This is a genomic window from Candidatus Methylomirabilota bacterium (genome assembly GCA_036005065.1).
Taxonomy (GTDB): domain Bacteria; phylum Methylomirabilota; class Methylomirabilia; order Rokubacteriales; family DASRDR01; genus DASYQW01.
On the sequence record DASYQW010000290.1, the window covers coordinates 18,548 to 35,916 of the forward strand.

The window sequence follows — 17,369 nt, forward strand, 5'->3', positions numbered from 1 at the left end:
TGATCTCCACGTCATCTTCGGTCGCACTTGGGCCTCGCCGGGTCGACCCGATCCAGGCGAGAGGTGAGGAGATGACGCCAATGGAACCGCATCGCAGTCAACGTGGTGGCTTGAAGGTCGGCCTGCTGGCCGCGGGAGTCCTGCTCGGCCTGAGCTCGACGACCGCATGGGCGGACGGCTGCGCCTTCCAGGGATTGACGGTGAACGGCACCGTCAAGGCCGTGCTCCGCGAGACGCTCGAGAACGTGTCGTGGCCGGATGGCACCCGACAGGCCCAGGCGACCGAGATCGGCGATCTCCGCGACGGGTGCGGAACCCTGAGTTCGCTCGTCGGCGCCGCCGAGGCCCACGCGAACTCGCGGATCCCGGTGCTGGGCGCGCTCCCGAACGGGCTGCCGATCCTGGGCAAGGGTCCCACGTCCGGGACCTTCCTCGTGGACACCGCCGCCAGCGGGCAACAGCCCGGCACGCTGGATGGCGAGCTCGACTTCACGACGCTCTACGGAAGCCCGCTCTGCGGCGGCCCGTGCCCGTTCGTGCTCGCCTCGGGCACCTGGAGCACGCTGGGCGACAACCAGACCGGTGGTGGCTTCGGCGGCGTGGCCCTGGTTCCCTTCGATACCACGCAGGGCTGTCCGGCCGTGCTGAGCCCGACGGGCTGGTGCTACCTCGATCCGACCAGTACCCTGACGGGCTTCTCGGTTGCCGGTGGCACGCTGGCGCCGCTCGGCGCGGGCGACTTCAGCCAGCGCGACGGGACGCCCCAGGCGATCTTCATCGTCACGCTGTTCCAGTAAGGGGAGGGACGGCCGCCATGAGCACGACCGAGATCGCAGCCCCGATGGCGGCCCGGCCCGGGGTCCCGCCGCCGGAGGACGGCCTGGTCCACCTCCGGCTGCGCGGACCCCTGACCGCGTCGACGGCCCCGACGTTTCGCCGCGTGATCCGGAGCTACGCCGAGACCGGCGAGCCCCGGCTCCTGCTCGACCTCGAGGACGTGCCGGCCATCGACGCCAGCGGCGTGGCGGCCCTGCTGGAGGGCCAGCGCGCCATCGAAGGGCAGCCTCACGGCGTCCTGTTCCTCCGGTTGAACCCGACCGTCAGCTCGGCCCTGAAGCGCTCGAGCACGATCGCCGCGTTCCGCGTCTGGCGCGGTCCCGCGGTGTAGGACCCCGCAACACAGCCCGCCCTCTGGCCCCTGAGTCGCGGAGGCGACCAGGGGCCCCTTCCGTCATGTGATAGGCTCGAGCCCGCATGACGACCCTGTCGTTCGACGCGGGCGCCGCCGCCTATGACCGCTTCATGGGCCGCTGGTCGCGGCTCTACGTCCCGGCTCTGCTGGACGGGGTAGAGCTTGCCGCCGGCCACCGAGTCCTCGACGTCGCCACCGGGACCGGCGAGGCCGCCGAGCCCGCGGCGGCCCGCGTCGGGCCGTCGGGGGGCGTCGTCGGGATCGACATCTCGCTTCCGATGCTCCGCGCCGCCAAGGGTCGAGCGGCCGGTCGACTCGCGCTGGCCGCTATGGATGCCCAGGCGCTCGGCTGCCGCGATCAGGCCTTCGACGCGGTGATCTGCCAGCTCGGGCTCATGTTCGTACCGGATCTCGACCGGGCCCTGCGCGACTTCCGACGGGTGCTTCGTCCGGGCGGACGCCTGGGGGCCTGCGTGTGGTCGACGCCGGACCGCGTCCCGTTCGTCGGCTTCTTGGCCGACGCGTTGAGCCGGCAGCTCCCCGATCAGCGCGCGGCGCTGCACATCGGGTTCTCCCTCGCCGATCCCGCCCGGCTCGGGGAGGCGCTCGCCGGGGCCGGATTCCGGGACGTCCGCACCGCGCGGGAGACGCGCCGGATCGTCTTCGAATCGTTCGAGGACTACTGGGGTCCGGTCGAGGCGGGCGGGGCCCGATTGGGTCAGGCCTATCGCGGACTCCCCGAGCCCGCCAAGCGCGTGGTCGTCGAGGAGCTGCGAACCCGCCTGGCCGCTTTCCGGTCCGCCGGTCCCATCGCGATGGAGGCCGACGCCCTCCAGGCCTTCGCCCGCCGCTGACGTAAGGGCCGCGCGCGCTCGTGAGGCGACCCGCCGCCGCGACGTGATGCGCGGTCCGCGCCTTTACTTCCGCGCGATGCCCCGGTTACAATATGTCGTTCCGGAACACGAAGGGAGTCGCGCGTGCCCACGGTCGGCGAAACGGTCGCCGAGATGGTTCAGTACGTCTTTCCCCAGTACGCGGGCGCGCCCGGGCAGATCTACGGCGGCCGGATGATGGAATGGATCGCCACGGCCGGGACGCTGGCCGCGTCGAGGGTCGCGCGCGGGCCGGTCGCCCTCGGCGCGATGGACGACATCGACTTCCTTCACCCCGTCCGGGTCGGAGAGATCGCCATCCTCCGGGCGCGGGTCGAGTGGGTCGGGAAGAAGTCGCTCGAAGTGGGTGTCCGCGTCTACTCGGAGCAGGCGGCGACCGGCGAGCGACACCCGACCCTCTCGTCGCACCTGGTTTTCGTGGCGATCGACGAGGCGGGCCAGCCGCGGCCGGTCGGCGCCAGGATCACGCCGGCCGACGCGCGAGAGGTCGCGGTCACGCAGACCGCCCAGGCCCGGCGCGAGGCCCGGCGGGCGCGACTGGCCGTGCGGGCCGAGCGGGCGCGCGAGGTGCGGGACGAGACGGCCGGCTTCCGCTGGCGGTTCGAGACGACCCGGTTCGTCTTTCCCGAGGACGCGCTCCACGGAAGCCTGATGTTTGCGGGGCGCCTGCTCCTGATCGTCGACGAGGCGGCGGCGATCCTGGCCGTGCGCTACGCGCGGGCGCCGCTGGCCACGGCATCGATGGACGCGCTCGAGTTCTATGCCCCGATCCGGGTGGGCGACATGGTGATGCTGCGCGGCGCCCTGAACCGGGTCGGGACGCGGTCGATGGAGATCGGGCTCCAGGTGCTGGCGGAGGCCCCGCTCACCGGCGAGGTGCGCCACACGTGCACGGCGTACCTGACCTTCGTCAAGCTCCGGGCGGCCGGGGGTCCGCTCCCGTCGACGAGCCCGACGACGCCGGTCGAGCGGCGTCACTGGGAGGAGGCCGAGAAGCGCCAGGCGGCCCGGATCGAGCGCGTGCGGCGGCTCCGGGAAAGTCTCGTGGCCGAGGCGTGGTAGCGGCGGCGCGGGACAAGGGGAGGTGAGGGGACGTGTCCGGCCATTCGAAGTGGGCTCAGATCAAACGCAAGAAGGCGAAGAACGACCAGCAGCGCGGTAAGCTCTTCTCCAAGCTGATCCGAGAGATCACGACCGCGGCGCGCGTCGGCGGGGGCGATCCCAAGGGCAACATGCGCCTCAAGGCGGCGATCGAGGAGGCCAAGGGCGTCAACCTGCCCGCGGACACGCTCAAGCGGGCGATCCAGAAGGGCACCGGCGAGCTCCCGGGCGAGACCTACGAGGAGGTCACCTACGAGGGCTACGGCCCGGGGGGGGTCGCGGTGCTGGTGAAGGTCCTCACCGACAGCAAGAACCGAACGGCTCCCGAGATCCGCCACACGTTCGCCAGGTTCGGCGGACACCTCGGCGAGGTCGGCTCGGTCGGCTGGATGTTCGAGCGGAAGGGCCTCATCCAGGTCGACGCCACGCGCGTCGGGGAGGACGAGCTGTTCACGCTCGCGCTGGAGGCGGGGGCAGCCGACATGCGGCGGATCGACAAGCACTTCGAGATCTCCACCGAGCCGACCGAGTTCGAGCCCGTGCGCCGGGCCCTCGAGCAGAAGGGCGTCCCGATCCAGGCGGCCGAGATCACCTACGTGCCCCAGACCACGATCCGGCTGGAAGGGAAGGAGGCCCAGCAGGTTCTCCGCCTCGTGGAGGGGCTCGAAGAGCTCGATGACGTCCAGCAGGTCTACGCCAACTTCGACATCCCGGACGAGGTGCTCGAGTCACTGGGAGCCGCCTGAAGCTCGATGCGGCCGGACGGCAGCGGGCTCGGGCTGCGGGCGGTCGGCTTCGACCCGGGCCTTGCGGAGACCGGGTTCGCCGCGGTGGAGGGGGGGCGCGGGAGCCTCGCCGTCCTGGGCACCGGAGTCCTGCGGACCAGCGCGGGCGACCCCCTGGAGGTTCGGCTCGAGCAGCTCTACGACGGGATTCAGGGCGTCCTTCAGGTCTATGCGCCCGATCTGATCGTGATCGAGGAGGTGTTCAGCGCGTCCGCGGTGCCGCGGACGGCGATCCTGATGGGGCATGCCCGCGCCATGATCTGCCTGGCCGGGCGGCAGCGGAAACTCGGGCTCGTGAGCGTCTCCCCGGCGGAGGTCAAGCGGGCCGTCACCGCCTCGGGCGCCGCCGCCAAGGCCCAGGTGGCGCGGGCGATGCAGGCCCTCCTCGGCCTCCCCGCCCTGCCGCGTCCCAGCCACGTCGCCGACGCGCTGGCGCTCGCCTTCACCGGGCTCTCCCGGGCGGGCCGGGTGGGGCCGCTCACGCTCCGATGATCGCGTGGCTCCGCGGTCGGCTCCGGCGACGATTCGAGGATCGGGTGGTCGTCGAATCCGCCGGGGTCGGATACGAGGTGGTGCTGCCGCCGGTGGTCCGCGAGGGGCTGGGAGAGGCGGTGGCCGCCGACGGCGACGAGGCCAGCGAGCTGGCGCTCGTGATCTACTACCACGCCTCGCGTGACCAGCCGCGGCCGGTGCTGATCGGCTTCGCCCGGGAGCTCGAGCGAGAGTTCTTCGAGCGCCTGATCACGGTCAAGGACGTCGGCCCCTTGGTGGCGGCCCGGGCGCTGGTGGCGCCGGTTTCCGAGATCGCCGACGCCATCGTGCGGAAGGACGAGCGGTTTCTCCGGCGGCTGCCGGGCATCGGCCCCCAGAAGTGCCGGAACATCATCGCCCAGCTCGAGGGCAAGGTGGCCAAGTACGCGCTGATGCCGCGCGAGACGCCGTCGCGACCGCCCGTGGAGCGCGACCACGACGAGGTGGGGGAAGTGGTCCGGGAGGTGCTGGTGCGCCAGCTCGGGCTCCGCCCGGGCGAGGCGGACCAGGCGATCCGCGAGGCGCTGGCCCGCCGGCCGGGGCTGGAGACGCCCGAGGCGCTGTTCGAGGAGATTTATCGCGCCCGCCGGGAGACGGCCTGATGGGCACCGAAGAGCTCTTGAGCCGCCTGCCGCTCGCCGACGAGGTCCAGTTCGAGCGGGCCCTCCGCCCCCAGCGGCTCGACGAGTACATCGGACAGCGGGCGGCAGTCGAGAGCCTCGCCGTCTCGGTGGCGGCGGCCCGGCAGCGCGGGGAGTGTCTCGATCACGTGCTGCTCTACGGTCCCCCCGGCCTGGGGAAGACCACACTCGCCTACATCATCGCCAACGAGATGGGGAGCCAGATCAAGACCACCTCGGGGCCCGCGCTCGAGCGCGGTGACGACCTCATGGGCATCGTCACGAGCCTCGAGCCGCGTGATGTGCTCTTCGTCGACGAGATCCACCGGCTGCCGCGGGTGGTCGAGGAGCTGCTCTACCCGGCGATGGAGGACTACGAGGTCAACTTCGTCGTCGAGAAGGGCATGCACGCCCGCACGATGCGGATTCCCCTCAAGCCGTTCACCCTGGTGGGCGCGACCACGCGGCCCGGCATGCTCAGCTCGCCCCTCCGCGAGCGGTTCGGGATCTTCCATCACCTGGACTTCTATACTGAGGAGGAGCTGGCCCGCATCGTGGCCCGCTCGGCCGGAATCCTCGGGGTCCCCACCGACGCCGAGGGCGCGCTCGAGATCGCGCGGCGCGCGCGCGGAACCCCGCGGATCGCCAACCGCCTCCTGCGGCGCGTCCGCGACTTCGCCCAGGTCAAGGCTGACGGGCGCGTCTCGCGGGCCGCCGCCGAGGCGGCGCTGACGATGGAGGGCGTCGACGGCCGCGGGCTCGACCGGCTCGACCGGCGCTTCATCCAGGCCATCATCGAGCACTACGGGGGCGGCCCGGTGGGGCTGGAGGCGATCGCCGCCACCATCAACGACGAGGCCGAGACGCTCGCCGAGATGGTCGAGCCGTACTTGCTCAAGATCGGCTTCGTCGTCCGCAGCCCGAGCGGGCGCAAGGCCACGGCAGCGGCCTACCACCATCTCGGCTACCGGGCGGAAGGCCCGCTCCAGTTGTCGCTGTAGTGCGAGGCCAGGGAGTCGGCGCGCATGGCAGAGATGGGAAAGGTGCTCATCGGCTTCGGGGTGCTGCTGATCGTCATCGGCGGCATCCTGATGTTCTCGGGGTCGGTGGGGGACAAGATCCCGTTCCTGGGGCGCCTGCCCGGGGACATCCACGTGCAGCGGGGGAACTGGTCGTTTTACTTCCCCCTGACGACCTCGATCATCATCAGCGTGGTCCTGAGCCTCATCGTGGCGTTCCTGTCCCGGCGATGAGCGGACTGCCGGGTGCGCTCGTCCTGCTGGGCCTCCTGGCGGTGTGGCCGGCGGCCGCGGCGGAGCCGGTCCGGGTGTCGCTCGGGGACGGCCTGCGCACCGTCGAGATAGGGGCGGCTGATCTCGTGACCATCTCGGCGGCGGGAACGCGGCGCTTCGGCATCCCCGCCGGCCGCTTGATCCGCATCGTGCCGTCGAGGGTCGGGCTCGAGATGACCTGGGGCAAAGCCCGCGCCGAGCGGGCGTCCCTGGCGATGGCCGGGGTGCGTCTGGAGACGCGGCGCAGTGCGCTGCGGGTGGGTTCCCGGGATTACTCGGGCGTCCTGGAAGTCTGGCGCAGTGGCGACGGCCTCCTCCTGCTCGTCAACGAGATCCCCCTGGAGGACTACGTCGCCGGGACCGTGCGGGCCGAGAGCTCGGAGAAGTGGCCGGCGGAAGCGCTGCGCGCCATCGCGGTGGCGGCGCGGACCTATGCCGTTTTCCAGCAGCAGCGGAACGCGAGCAAGCCCTACCACCTGGTCGCCAGCAGCAAGGACCAGAACTACGCCGGCTGGATTGCCGAGAACTCCCCGGCCTGGGAGGCGACCCGCGCCACCGCCGGCCAGGTCCTGAGCTGGCAGGGGAGCGTGTTCCCTGCCTTTTACCACTCGGACTCCGGCGGCTACACGGAGCCGCCCCAGACGATCTTCTCGGGTGACGGGATCCCGCCGCTCCCCGGCATCCGGGACGAGTTCTCCCTCGATTCCCCGAACTACGCGTGGGCCACGACGCTGTCCCTCCGCATCATCGGCGATCGTCTCCGCCAGGGTGGCGTCGACATCGGCGAGGTCACCGGGCTGACCGTGCTCGAGCGCAGCGCGTCCCTCCGCATCGTCCGCCTCGCGGTCGAACACTCCCGCGGGGCGACGACGCTCAAGGGAACCGACTTCCGGCGCCTGATCGGGTACGATGTGATCAAGAGCACCCTGTTCGTCCCCGCCCCGGGGCCGGACGGCACCATCCGCTTCGAGGGGCGCGGCTGGGGACACGGGGTGGGGCTTTCCCAGTTCGGGGCCAAGGGCATGGCTGACCGCGGCTACGCCTACCCGCAGATCCTGGCCCACTACTACCCCGGCACCTCCCTCGCCACGCTGAAATGATCGGCTGGGGCGATTTCGAGAGGGTGGACATGCGGGTCGGCCGCGTCGTGCGCGCCGAGCCGTTCGCGGAGGCCCGGCGGCCAGCCTACAAGCTCTGGATCGACTTCGGCACGCTCGGCCAGAAGCGCGCGAGTGCCCAGATCACGGACCACTACCGACCCGACGACCTCGTCGGGCGCCAGGTCGTGTGCGTCGTGAACTTTCCGCCCAAACAGATCGGCCCCTTCGAGTCCGAGGTCCTCGTCCTCGGGGCCTACGTACACGGGCACGAGGTGATCCTGCTCCGCCCCGACCGCGACGTGGAGCCGGGGAGCCGCATTGGCTGAGGCCACGGAGCTGGCGCTCTTCGACTACGGGCTGCCGCCCGAGCGGATCGCCCAGGATCCGGCCGAGCCTCGGGACGCCGCCCGGCTCCTCGTCCTGGACCGGCGGTCGGGGGCCCGAACGGACGCGCGGGTGCGCGACCTCCGCGTCTTCCTGCGGGCCGGCGACTGCCTGGTCCTCAACGACACGCGGGTGGTGCCGGCCCGGCTCCTCGGGACGATCGCCGGGACGGACCGGGCAGCCGAGGTCCTCCTCATCCGCGAGCTCGAGGGCGGGGACTGGGAAGCGCTCGTTCGCCCGGCGCGCCAGTGCCCGCCGGGGACCGCCCTCCGGCTCGCCGACGGCGTCGCGCGGGCCACCGTGACGGCCCTCGGCGAGGCCGGGCGCCGGCGCCTTCGGCTCGAGTGGGCCGGTTCCGTCGAGAGCCTCCTCGCCGCCCACGGTCTGCCGCCGCTCCCGCCCTACATCCGGCGCTACCGCAAGCCGGGCGGGGAGGACTGGACGCGCTACCAGACCGTCTACGCCGCCCGGGACGGGGCGGTGGCCGCGCCGACCGCAGGCCTCCACTTCACGCCTGAGCTCCTCGCGGCCCTGGAGGCGTCGGGAATCGAGATCCATCGCCTCACGCTCCACGTCGGGCCGGGGACGTTCCGTCCCGTCCGGGCCGCCCGCGTCCGCGACCACCGCATGGAGCCGGAACGCTACCAGGTACCCGCGGCCACGGCCGAGGCGCTGGGCCGGGCGCGGGCGGAGGGGCGCCGCGTCGTCGCCGTGGGCACCACGACGGTCCGGGCGCTGGAGACGGCCGCCGGCGACAACGGTGCCGTGGCGCCTGGGAGCGGGTGGACCGATCTCACCATCACCCCCGGCTATCCGTTCCGCGTGGTGGATGCGCTCCTGACGAATTTTCACCTGCCCCGGTCGTCGCTCCTCCTCCTCGTCTCGGCCTTCGCCGGCCGGGAGCGGATCCTGGACGCCTACCGTCATGCGGTCGGCGCCGGTTACCGCTTCTACTCCTACGGCGACGCCATGCTGCTCGGGTAGGGCGGCCGAGCATGTTCGGGCTCTTGGCTCAGCATGGCGGCGCGCGGCGTGGGCGGCTCACCACTCCCCACGGGACGGTCGAGACCCCCGCCTTCATGCCCGTCGGAACGCAGGGCGCCATCAAGAGCCTGACCCCTCGGGATCTCCGGGAGGTGGGGGCGGAGATCGTCCTCGCCAACACGTACCATCTCTTCCTGCGCCCCGGTCACGCCCTGGTGCGGGAGCTCGGGGGCCTCCATCGCTTCATGAGCTGGGACGGTCCGATCCTCACCGACTCGGGCGGCTACCAGGTGTGGAGCCTGGCCGCCCTTCGCACCATCGACGACACGGGCGTCCGCTTCCGCTCGCATCTGGACGGCGGCACCGAGCACCTCCTGACGCCGGAACTGGCCGTGGAGATTCAGCACGCCCTGGGCGCGGACATCCTCCATCCGCTCGACGAGTGCCTGCCGCACCCCACGAGCCGAGCGGAGACCGAGGGCTCACTGGAGCGGACGCTCCGGTGGGCGCGGCGGGCCCGCGCCGCCCACGCGGCCTCAGCCCGGCCCGACCAGGCCTGCTTCGGCATCGTTCAGGGCGGCATGTTCGGGGATCTCCGGCGGGCGGCCGCCGAGGCGACGTGCGCCCTCGGCTTCGACGGCTACGCGCTCGGGGGTTTCGCGGTCGGGGAGCCCCAGGGGCTGATGCTCGACCTCGTCGCCGCCACGACGGCGGCGCTCCCGCGGGAGCAGCCCCGGTACCTCATGGGGGTGGGACGGCCGCCGGACCTCGTGGAGGCGGTGGCGGCGGGAGTGGATCTGTTCGACTGCGTTCTCCCGACGCGGCACGCCCGGACCGGGCAGGTGTTCACGCGCCGCGGGCCCGTCACGATCAAGCACGCCGCCCATGCCCGCGATCCGCGGCCGCTCGACGCCGCCTGCCCGTGCTACACGTGCTGCCAGTTCTCCCGCGCCTACCTCCGCCACCTCTTCCTGGCCCAGGAGCTGACGGTCTACCGTCTCCTCACGCTGCACAACCTGACGTTCTACCTCGGCCTGATGGCCGAGATGCGGGCGGCCATCGCCGCCGGGACCTTCGAGACACTCCGGCGCGAGATCACGGACGCCTATGCTTCGGCGCCCGCCGAGACCCTGCCGGGCCGCGACCCCGCGCGGCGAACGCCGCGGGACTCCCGGCCGAAGTGGTCAACCGTGCCGGCGGTCGAGCCGCCGGCGCAGGAGGAGCTCTCGTGATCGACCTGGCCTACGCGATGGGGCCCCTGCCCGGCGGGAACAGCGGGCCGGCCTCGGTCTTCATCCAGTTCGTGCCCATGATCGCGATCTTCGCCATCTTCTTCTTCCTCCTGATCCGCCCGCAGCAACGGGAGCGCAAGCGGAAGGAGGAGATGCTGGCCAGTCTCAAGAAGGGCGACCGCGTGGTCACCTCGGGTGGCCTCATCGGCACCATCGTGGGGATCAACGACCAGACGGTCACGCTCAAGATCGCCGACTCGGTGCGGGTGGAATGCCTCCGGAGCGCGGTCACCGGGCTCCGGGGCGATACCCGGGCCGAGCAGGAATCGGCCTGAGGCGGGAGGGACGCGAGGCATGCCGCGGTACGTGTGGCTCCGCATCGCCGTGGTGGCAGCGGTCATCGCCGCCGCGGGGTGGTACGTCTATCCGCCCCGCCGGACCATCAACCTCGGACTCGACCTGCAGGGCGGGATCCACCTGGTGCTGGGGGTCGACGTCGACAAAGCCCTCGAGCACGTGGTCGAGCGCGCGACGACCGATGTCCGGAACCGGCTCCAGACGAAAGGCATCGGAGCCGAGGTGGCCCGGCAGGGCTCGACCATCCTCGTGGTCCAGCTCACCTCGCCCCAGACCGCGAAGGACGCCCAGGCCGTCCTGGCCGACGTGGCGAACTACACGATCCGGACGACGGACACCGCCGCCGGTCGCTTCGAGCTGGAGCTGACGCAGAAGGAGCTCGCGAGCCGGCGCGACTCGTTCGTCCGGCAGGCCCTGGAGACGATCCGGAACCGGGTGGATCAGTTCGGGGTCGCCGAGCCGACCATCCAGCGACAGGGGGAGAACCGCATTCTGATCCAGCTCCCCGGCATCCAGGATCCCGCCCGCGCCAAGGCACTGATCGGCAAGACGGCGGTCCTCGAGTTCAAGCTGCTCGACGAGCAGGTCGAGGTGGAGAAGGCGCTCCGGGAAGGGGCTCCCCCGGGCGACGAGATCCTCTACGGCCGGCATGTCGAGCGGCAGACCAAGGCCGAGACCCGGGTCCCCTACGTGGTCAAGAAGCCGGTCCTCCTGACCGGCGACACGATCCGGACCGCGGAAGTCCGCATCTCCGACGCCGGCGAGCCCTACGTCTCGGTCGAGTTCGACCGGACCGGCACCGCCATCTTCGCCGACGTGACCGAGAAGAACGTGGGCAAGCGTCTGGCCATCGTCCTCGACGGCAGCGTCCACTCGGCGCCGGTCATTCGGGAGCGGATCCCCTCAGGGCAAGCCCAGATCACCGGGGGCTTCACGGCCGAAGAGGCCCGCGACCTCGCCATCGTCCTCCGGGCGGGCGCCTTGCCGGCCCCCGTGCAGATCCTGGAGGAGCGGACCGTCGGCCCGTCCCTGGGGGCGGACTCCATCCGGAAGGGCGTCATCTCGACGCTCGCGGGCGCGCTGGCCGTGGTCCTGTTCATGGTGATCTACTACCGGCTCTCGGGGCTGGTGGCGGACGTCGCGCTGCTCCTCAACCTCTTGATCCTCCTGTCCGCCATGGCGGGCTTCCATGCCACGTTGACCCTCCCCGGCATCGCCGGGATCGTGCTCACCATCGGGATGGCGGTCGACACGAACATCCTGATCTTCGAGCGGATCCGGGAGGAGTTCCGGCTGGGCAAGAGCGTGCGGGCCGCCATCGAGGCGGGCTTCAGGCGGGCGTTCACGACCGTCATCGATACCCATGTCACCGTGCTCGTGTCGGCCGTCATCCTCTATCAGTTCGGGACCGGCCCCGTGAAGGGGTTCGCGGTCACGCTCTTCATCGGCATCCTGGCGAGCCTCTTCACCGCGGTGTTCTTTACCCGGCTCATCTTCGACCTCATCTACATGGGTCGGAGCCGGTTGCAGACCCTGAGCATCTGAGAGCGATGCCGACCCTGCTCACCCGTCCCGGTGGTGTCTCGAGGTGGCATGGGTTCGATTCGTCCACGCGCTTCTGGTCGGAGCGCTTCGAGCGCGGGCTGTGCCCGCGCAATCCCGAGGGGAGGCATCGGAGGGGGGCGTAGCCACCTCCGAAACCGACATGCTCCAGATCTTCGTCAGCCCTCGCTACGACTTCATCAGCAAGCGCCGCTGGGCCTACCTCATCTCGCTGGCGGTGACCCTGGCGGGACTCCTCCACATCGCCTACAAGGGTGGCCTCGAGTACGGGATCGACTTCGCCGGCGGCACGCTCGCCCAGATCCGCTTCGAGCAAGGGACGACCGTGGACCGGGTGCGCGGAGCGCTCGACCGTGTCCGGCTCGGCGAGAGCGTCATCCAGGAGTTCGGCGATCGGCAGGAGTACCTGATCCGCGTGCCAGCGGGCAGCGGCGGCGGCCTCGAGGAGGTCTCGAAGCGGATCGAGAGCGGCTTGCGGGAGGCCGGGCTGCCGAAGTTCGAGGTCCGCCGGCTCGAGTTCGTCGGCCCCCAGGTCGGGCGGGACCTCCAGCTCCAGGCGCTCTACGCCGTCCTGGCCGGCATGACAGGCATCCTGATCTACACGGCGATCCGCTTCGATTTCAAGGGCGGCGTGGCCGCCATCATCGCCCTGGTCCACGACGTTCTGGTCGCCCTGGCCGCCTTGTCGCTGACCAATCGCGAGATGTCCCTGCCCGTGCTGGCGGCGCTTCTCACCATCGTGGGCTACTCCATCAACGACACCATCGTCGTGTTCGACCGGATCCGCGAGCACCGGGGGCGCGGCCTCCGCAAGGGGGAGACCCTGGCCGACGTCATCAACACGGCGATCAACCAGACCCTGTCACGCACGATCCTGACCTCCCTCACCGTCTTCCTGGTGGTGGCGGTGCTCTACGTCTTCGGCGGCGAGGTGCTCCGGGATTTCGCCTTCGCGCTGCTCGTCGGGGTCGTGACCGGGACGTACTCCTCGATTTTCGTGGCCGCGCCGATCATCGTCGACTGGGAGGCCTGGATCCGGTCGCGCGAGCGCCGGGCCAAAAAAGCCGTGGCGAAGGCGGGAGCCGGACGATAAACTAGCTGGATACCCGGCGCGCGGACGACGGTGGCAGACTCCGGCGCCGCCGGGAATCGGAGACCATGCGGACGCTGGGCGAGTTGCTCCTGGAGATCCCGCGATACCAGCCCGGGGCCGACCTCGACCTCGTGCGGCGGGCCTACGCCTTCTCCGAAGGGGTCCACCAGGGGCAACGCCGTCTCTCGGGCGAGCCCTACCACCTCCATCCCCTGGAGGTCGCGGGCCTTCTGGTCGATTTCAAGATGGACGTGACCACGGTCACGGCCGGTCTCCTCCACGACGTCCTCGAGGACACCGCGACGAGCAAGGAGATCCTGGCCGAGCGCTTCGGCGCCGACATCGCGGAGCTGGTCGACGGGGTCACCAAGATCGGGAAGCTCGCCTTCGCCAGCCGCGAGGAGCGGCAGGCCGAGAACTTCCGCAAGATGCTGGTGGCGATGGCCCGTGACATCCGGGTCCTCATGATCAAGCTGGCCGATCGGCTGCACAACATGCGGACCCTCGAGTACCTTCCGACCGACAAGCAGAAGAAGATCGCCCAGGAAACCCTGGACATCTATGCCCCGCTCGCCCACCGACTCGGCATGGCGAAGGTCAAGGGCGAGCTGGAGGATCTCGCGCTCAAGGTACTTCAGCCGGAGGCGTACGACGACCTTCAGCGTCGGGTGGCCAAGCGGCGGCTCGAACGCGAGGCCGAGATCAACCAGGTCATTGCGATACTGAATAAGAAGCTGGGCGAGGTCGGGATCGAGGCGCAGATCACCGGCCGCCCCAAGCACTTCCACTCGATCTACAAGAAGATGCAGCAGGGGCGCGAGTTCGACGAGATCTACGACCTCACCGCTGTCCGGATCCTCGCCCCGACCGTGCGCGACTGTTACGGCGCGCTGGGGGTCGTGCACTCCCTGTGGAAGCCGGTGCCGGGCCGCTTCAAGGACTTCATCGCCATCCCCAAGTCCAACATGTACCAGTCGCTCCACACCACCGTCATCGGTCCCAAGGGGGATCCGGTCGAGATCCAGATCCGGACGCTGGAGATGCATCGGATCGCCGAGGAAGGGATCGCGGCTCACTGGCTCTACAAGGAGCGAAAGGGCAAGGACGGGTTCGACCAGGCGTTCGTGTGGCTCCGGCAGCTCCTCGAGTGGCAGCAGGAGATGAAGGATCCCCGGGAGTTCATGGAGACCGTCAAGGTCGACCTGTTCCCGGACGAAGTCTACGTCTTCACGCCGAAGGGCGACGTCAAGGCCCTTCCCGAAGGCTCGACCTCCATCGACTTCGCCTACGCGATCCACACCGAGGTCGGCAACCACTGTGTCGGCGCCCGGGTCAACGGCAAGCTGGTCCCGCTCCGCCAGGCCCTGCGGCAGGGCGACATCGTCGAGATCATCACGTCTCCGACCCAAAAGCCCTCGCGCGACTGGCTCAAGGTCGTCCGCTCCACGCGGGCCCGCTCCAAGATCAAGCAGTGGCTGCGGACCGAGGAGCGCGCGCGCTCCGTGCTGATCGGGCGCGAGCTGCTCGAGCGGGAAGCCAAGAAGCACCGACTCGCCATCACGTCGATGCTGGAATCCGACGAGCTCAGGAAGCTGGCTGTCGAGCACGGCTACTCGACGGTGGACGACCTGCTGGCCGGCCTCGGGTACGGGAAGACCGCCGTCCAGACCGTCATCGCGCGCTTCGTCCCGGCCGAGGCCCTGGTCGAGCCCAAGGCCGAGCCCCGCCCGACCAAGCCGGCCCGGGCCCGGACGGACTCGGGCGGGGTCACCGTGAGGGGCGTGGACGACGTGCTGGCCCGGTTCGCGAAATGCTGCAGCCCGGTTCCCGGCGATCCCATCGTCGGCTTCATCACCCGGGGCCGGGGGATCACCGTCCACACCCGCGACTGCCAGAACCTGGCTACCGGGCTGGTGGACAGCGAGCGCACGGTCGAGGTCGAGTGGGACGTCGCCGACAAGATGCCGCTGCCGGTGAAGATCGCCGTGTTCATCGGCCGTGATCGGCCGGGACTCCTGGCCGACATCTCGACGGCCATCTCCTCCCGGCAGGTGAACATCATCAAGGCCGAGGTGACGGTGACGGAAGACCGGAAGGGGATCAACCACTTCACCGTGGAGGTCGCCGACCTCGATCAGCTGCAGGGCGTGATAGGCGCGATCGCCGCCGTCAAGGACGTGATCGGCGTCGAGCGTCTCCGCGGCCTCTGACGCGCCCTCCTCGGGCGGCGTCCCATGTTTTCCCCCCACGTCAGCGCTGCTCTGACCGTCCTGATGGCGGCGGCCGTGGCGGGGCTGGCCGTGCTGGAGTCGAAGCTGGCGTTCGCCGGCGAGCACAAGCTGGCCTCGGGGGTCGGAGCTCTCCTCGTGCTGGCGACGCTGGCGATCGTCGTCCTGCTCACGCTGCTCGTGTCTCCTCTGCTCGCCTGGCTCGGCGCGCGCCCTCAGTGGCGGCGGAGATCCGGACGGACGACGCCCTCCCCGGGCTCGGGCGCGGGGACTCCCGAGTCGTCGATGCGCGCGAAGCGAGGGGAGCGCGAGCCGTGAAGCTCAGCCGCCGGACCTTCGAGCAGCTCGTCCACCGCGCCGTCGCGCGTCTGCCGAGGCGCTTCCGGACGAAGCTCCAGAACATCGCGATCGTGGTCGAAGACTGGACCGACGACGCCACCCTCGAGGAGATGGGCGTCGAGCCGCCCGACACGCTCTACGGGCTCTATCGGGGGACGGACCTCACCCGGCGCGACTCCTTTTACGGCAACGTGCTTCCCGACGTCATCACGATCTACCAGGGGCCGATCCAGGAGGACTGCGAGAGCATCGAGGAGATGGAGCAGCTCGTCCAGGACACGGTCGTGCACGAGATCGGCCACTACTTCGGCCTCGACGACGACCGGCTGGAGGAGCTGGAGCAGGAGCCCTAGGTCATTTCGGGGGGGTCTCGGAAGACCCCCCCCCGATGCCCCCCCGTCGTGGCGGTGGCGAAGCCGCCGCGGCCCCGGTGGTGGCCGCCGCGGTGCGAGGCCGAGGCGGCGGTTCAGCCGCCGGGGCCGCCGCGCTACTTCCTGAGCTCGTAGCTCCGGCTCAGCTCCGGATTCAGGAGCCGGACGGGGAACCCCGCAGCCTTGAGTGCGCTCTCGAGATCGGCCGGCGTGGGCGCGCCCGGGGCCGGCTTGAGCCGGTGATGATGCGGGATGATCGTCTTGAGGTTGGGGTTCTCCGTCCGCAGGAGTCGGACCATCTCGACGACATCCTCCACCTCTCGCCGGTCCGAGAGCGGCAGGATCGCCACGTCGGGCTTGTAGCGGGCGGCCCAGAGCTGCATGTCGAGCGTCACGGCCGTGCTTCCCGCGAAGTACACCATGAGCCCGTTCTCGAACTGGATCATGAAGCCGAGCGCCGGCCCGCCGTACATCTTGTCCGGGGTCCCCGAGCCGTGCACCGAGTTGACGCCACGCACGGTGATGCCGTCCAATCGCTGCCGGTCCCCGGGATTGAGCCGGAGGAGCTGGGCCTCCGGCACCTTCCGCGGCTCGAAATAGGTCCGGAGCAATTCACCGGGGGCGAGGACCTTGGCGCCGGTCTTGATCGCGATCTCGTCGGCGGAGCCGAGTTCGTCCCCGTGGCCGTCGGCGACGAGGATGACGTCGGCCTTGACGATATCCGCCACCTTGATCGGGCTGTCGGGATTGGTGACGAAAGGATTGGTGAGGATCACCTTGCCTCCGGGTGATGTGAAGCGGAAATGAGACCACGACAGCCACTCCATCGTGACCGGAGCGGTCTGCGCCTCCGCCCGCGGACCGAGGAGCGCCAGCGCGCCGATGATCACTGCGGCGATCCCCCGCCGCGCGTCCCGTGGTGTTCGCATCGCCGTCTCTCCTCGCGCGCGCCGGTCCCGACGTCGGAGCCGGACTCCGTCGCGCGGTACGTAGTAAGTCGTCACCCGGTAGGTGAACGCCCCGAGGAATAGCTCGCCGACCGACTCTCTGTCAACCAGCGGTCCGCGCCGTTTTGCCCCGGCCACCGGCGATCTATCGCTGGCTCCACCCCAGGACGCCGGGAGGCGCCAGCCAGAAGAATGCCGCGCGCAGGCGGCGGCGCCGCATCAAGCCGAAATAGTCGGCTTCCAGCCGGCTACCCTTGGCGCGGATCAGGCGCGAAGCGGGACCGATGGCCCGGCCTCAGGCCGAACCAAGCGATGCGCGCGCCCCGGCCCACATCTCCAAGCAGCTGCATCGAACCG

General features: G+C 70.5%; 19 protein-coding genes and 1 pseudogene. 19 read left to right on the forward strand and 1 reads right to left on the reverse strand.

The window, feature by feature from the left end; genetic code table 11:
• Positions 1–80: 80 nt before the first annotated feature.
• From VGW35_19880 to VGW35_19970, 19 genes and pseudogenes are all read left to right on the forward strand, one after another.
• The gene (locus VGW35_19880) at positions 81–797 is read left to right on the forward strand and encodes a hypothetical protein (protein ID HEV8309930.1); all 717 of its coding nucleotides are present in this window, start codon (positions 81–83) and stop codon (positions 795–797) included.
• A 17-nt stretch (positions 798–814) separates the two neighbouring features.
• Positions 815–1,168, forward strand: coding sequence for an STAS domain-containing protein (locus VGW35_19885; protein ID HEV8309931.1), 354 nt, complete (start codon positions 815–817; stop codon positions 1,166–1,168).
• An 86-nt stretch (positions 1,169–1,254) separates the two neighbouring features.
• Positions 1,255–2,046 carry a methyltransferase domain-containing protein gene (locus VGW35_19890; protein ID HEV8309932.1) on the forward strand — a complete coding sequence of 264 codons (792 nt, stop codon included), beginning with the start codon at positions 1,255–1,257 and terminating at the stop codon, positions 2,044–2,046.
• A gap of 123 nt (positions 2,047–2,169) precedes the next feature.
• Positions 2,170–3,147 carry a hotdog domain-containing protein gene (locus VGW35_19895; GenBank protein HEV8309933.1) on the forward strand — a complete coding sequence of 326 codons (978 nt, stop codon included), beginning with the start codon at positions 2,170–2,172 and terminating at the stop codon, positions 3,145–3,147.
• Between the two features lie 32 nt (positions 3,148–3,179).
• On the forward strand, positions 3,180–3,932 hold the full coding sequence (locus VGW35_19900) for a YebC/PmpR family DNA-binding transcriptional regulator (GenBank protein ID HEV8309934.1): 753 nt from the start codon (positions 3,180–3,182) through the stop codon (positions 3,930–3,932).
• Between the two features lie 6 nt (positions 3,933–3,938).
• Positions 3,939–4,463 (forward strand): crossover junction endodeoxyribonuclease RuvC, encoded by a 525-nt coding sequence (locus VGW35_19905; protein ID HEV8309935.1) that lies wholly within the window; start codon positions 3,939–3,941, stop codon positions 4,461–4,463.
• A 44-nt stretch (positions 4,464–4,507) separates the two neighbouring features.
• Positions 4,508–5,104, forward strand: a complete 597-nt coding sequence (gene ruvA, locus VGW35_19910) for a Holliday junction branch migration protein RuvA (GenBank protein ID HEV8309936.1) — start codon at positions 4,508–4,510, stop codon at positions 5,102–5,104.
• Positions 5,104–6,123: a Holliday junction branch migration DNA helicase RuvB gene (gene ruvB, locus VGW35_19915; GenBank protein HEV8309937.1), complete on the forward strand. Its 1,020-nt coding sequence runs from the start codon at positions 5,104–5,106 to the stop codon at positions 6,121–6,123. Before ruvA ends, ruvB begins: the two co-directional genes overlap by 1 nt.
• A 24-nt stretch (positions 6,124–6,147) precedes the next feature.
• Positions 6,148–6,375, forward strand: coding sequence for a DUF2905 domain-containing protein (locus VGW35_19920; GenBank protein HEV8309938.1), 228 nt, complete (start codon positions 6,148–6,150; stop codon positions 6,373–6,375).
• A complete protein-coding gene (locus tag VGW35_19925; protein ID HEV8309939.1) occupies positions 6,372–7,514 on the forward strand; it encodes a SpoIID/LytB domain-containing protein in 1,143 nt (380 codons plus the stop codon). Before VGW35_19920 ends, VGW35_19925 begins: the two co-directional genes overlap by 4 nt.
• Positions 7,511–7,840: a tRNA-binding protein gene (locus VGW35_19930; protein ID HEV8309940.1), complete on the forward strand. Its 330-nt coding sequence runs from the start codon at positions 7,511–7,513 to the stop codon at positions 7,838–7,840. The genes VGW35_19925 and VGW35_19930 overlap by 4 nt, the downstream gene beginning before the upstream one ends.
• Positions 7,833–8,882, forward strand: coding sequence for a tRNA preQ1(34) S-adenosylmethionine ribosyltransferase-isomerase QueA (queA, locus tag VGW35_19935; GenBank protein ID HEV8309941.1), 1,050 nt, complete (start codon positions 7,833–7,835; stop codon positions 8,880–8,882). Before VGW35_19930 ends, queA begins: the two co-directional genes overlap by 8 nt.
• 11 nt (positions 8,883–8,893) lie before the next feature.
• Positions 8,894–9,982: pseudogene (gene tgt / locus VGW35_19940) on the forward strand (tRNA guanosine(34) transglycosylase Tgt).
• Between the two features lie 128 nt (positions 9,983–10,110).
• On the forward strand, positions 10,111–10,449 hold the full coding sequence (gene yajC / locus VGW35_19945; GenBank protein HEV8309942.1) for a preprotein translocase subunit YajC: 339 nt from the start codon (positions 10,111–10,113) through the stop codon (positions 10,447–10,449).
• Positions 10,450–10,468: 19 nt separating this feature from the next.
• The gene (gene secD / locus VGW35_19950) at positions 10,469–12,016 is read left to right on the forward strand and encodes a protein translocase subunit SecD (protein ID HEV8309943.1); all 1,548 of its coding nucleotides are present in this window, start codon (positions 10,469–10,471) and stop codon (positions 12,014–12,016) included.
• Positions 12,017–12,176: 160 nt separating this feature from the next.
• Positions 12,177–13,127, forward strand: coding sequence for a protein translocase subunit SecF (gene secF, locus VGW35_19955; protein HEV8309944.1), 951 nt, complete (start codon positions 12,177–12,179; stop codon positions 13,125–13,127).
• Between the two features lie 65 nt (positions 13,128–13,192).
• Positions 13,193–15,337 (forward strand): bifunctional (p)ppGpp synthetase/guanosine-3',5'-bis(diphosphate) 3'-pyrophosphohydrolase, encoded by a 2,145-nt coding sequence (locus VGW35_19960; protein HEV8309945.1) that lies wholly within the window; start codon positions 13,193–13,195, stop codon positions 15,335–15,337.
• A 24-nt stretch (positions 15,338–15,361) separates the two neighbouring features.
• On the forward strand, positions 15,362–15,673 hold the full coding sequence (locus tag VGW35_19965; protein ID HEV8309946.1) for a hypothetical protein: 312 nt from the start codon (positions 15,362–15,364) through the stop codon (positions 15,671–15,673).
• Positions 15,670–16,047: a metallopeptidase family protein gene (locus tag VGW35_19970; protein HEV8309947.1), complete on the forward strand. Its 378-nt coding sequence runs from the start codon at positions 15,670–15,672 to the stop codon at positions 16,045–16,047. The genes VGW35_19965 and VGW35_19970 overlap by 4 nt, the downstream gene beginning before the upstream one ends.
• A gap of 134 nt (positions 16,048–16,181) precedes the next feature.
• On the opposite strand, the gene VGW35_19975 is transcribed toward VGW35_19970, so the two are convergent.
• Complete coding sequence (locus tag VGW35_19975) at positions 16,182–16,994, reverse strand: MBL fold metallo-hydrolase (protein ID HEV8309948.1); 813 nt, start codon at positions 16,992–16,994, stop codon at positions 16,182–16,184.
• Between the last annotated feature and the right edge of the window lie 375 nt (positions 16,995–17,369).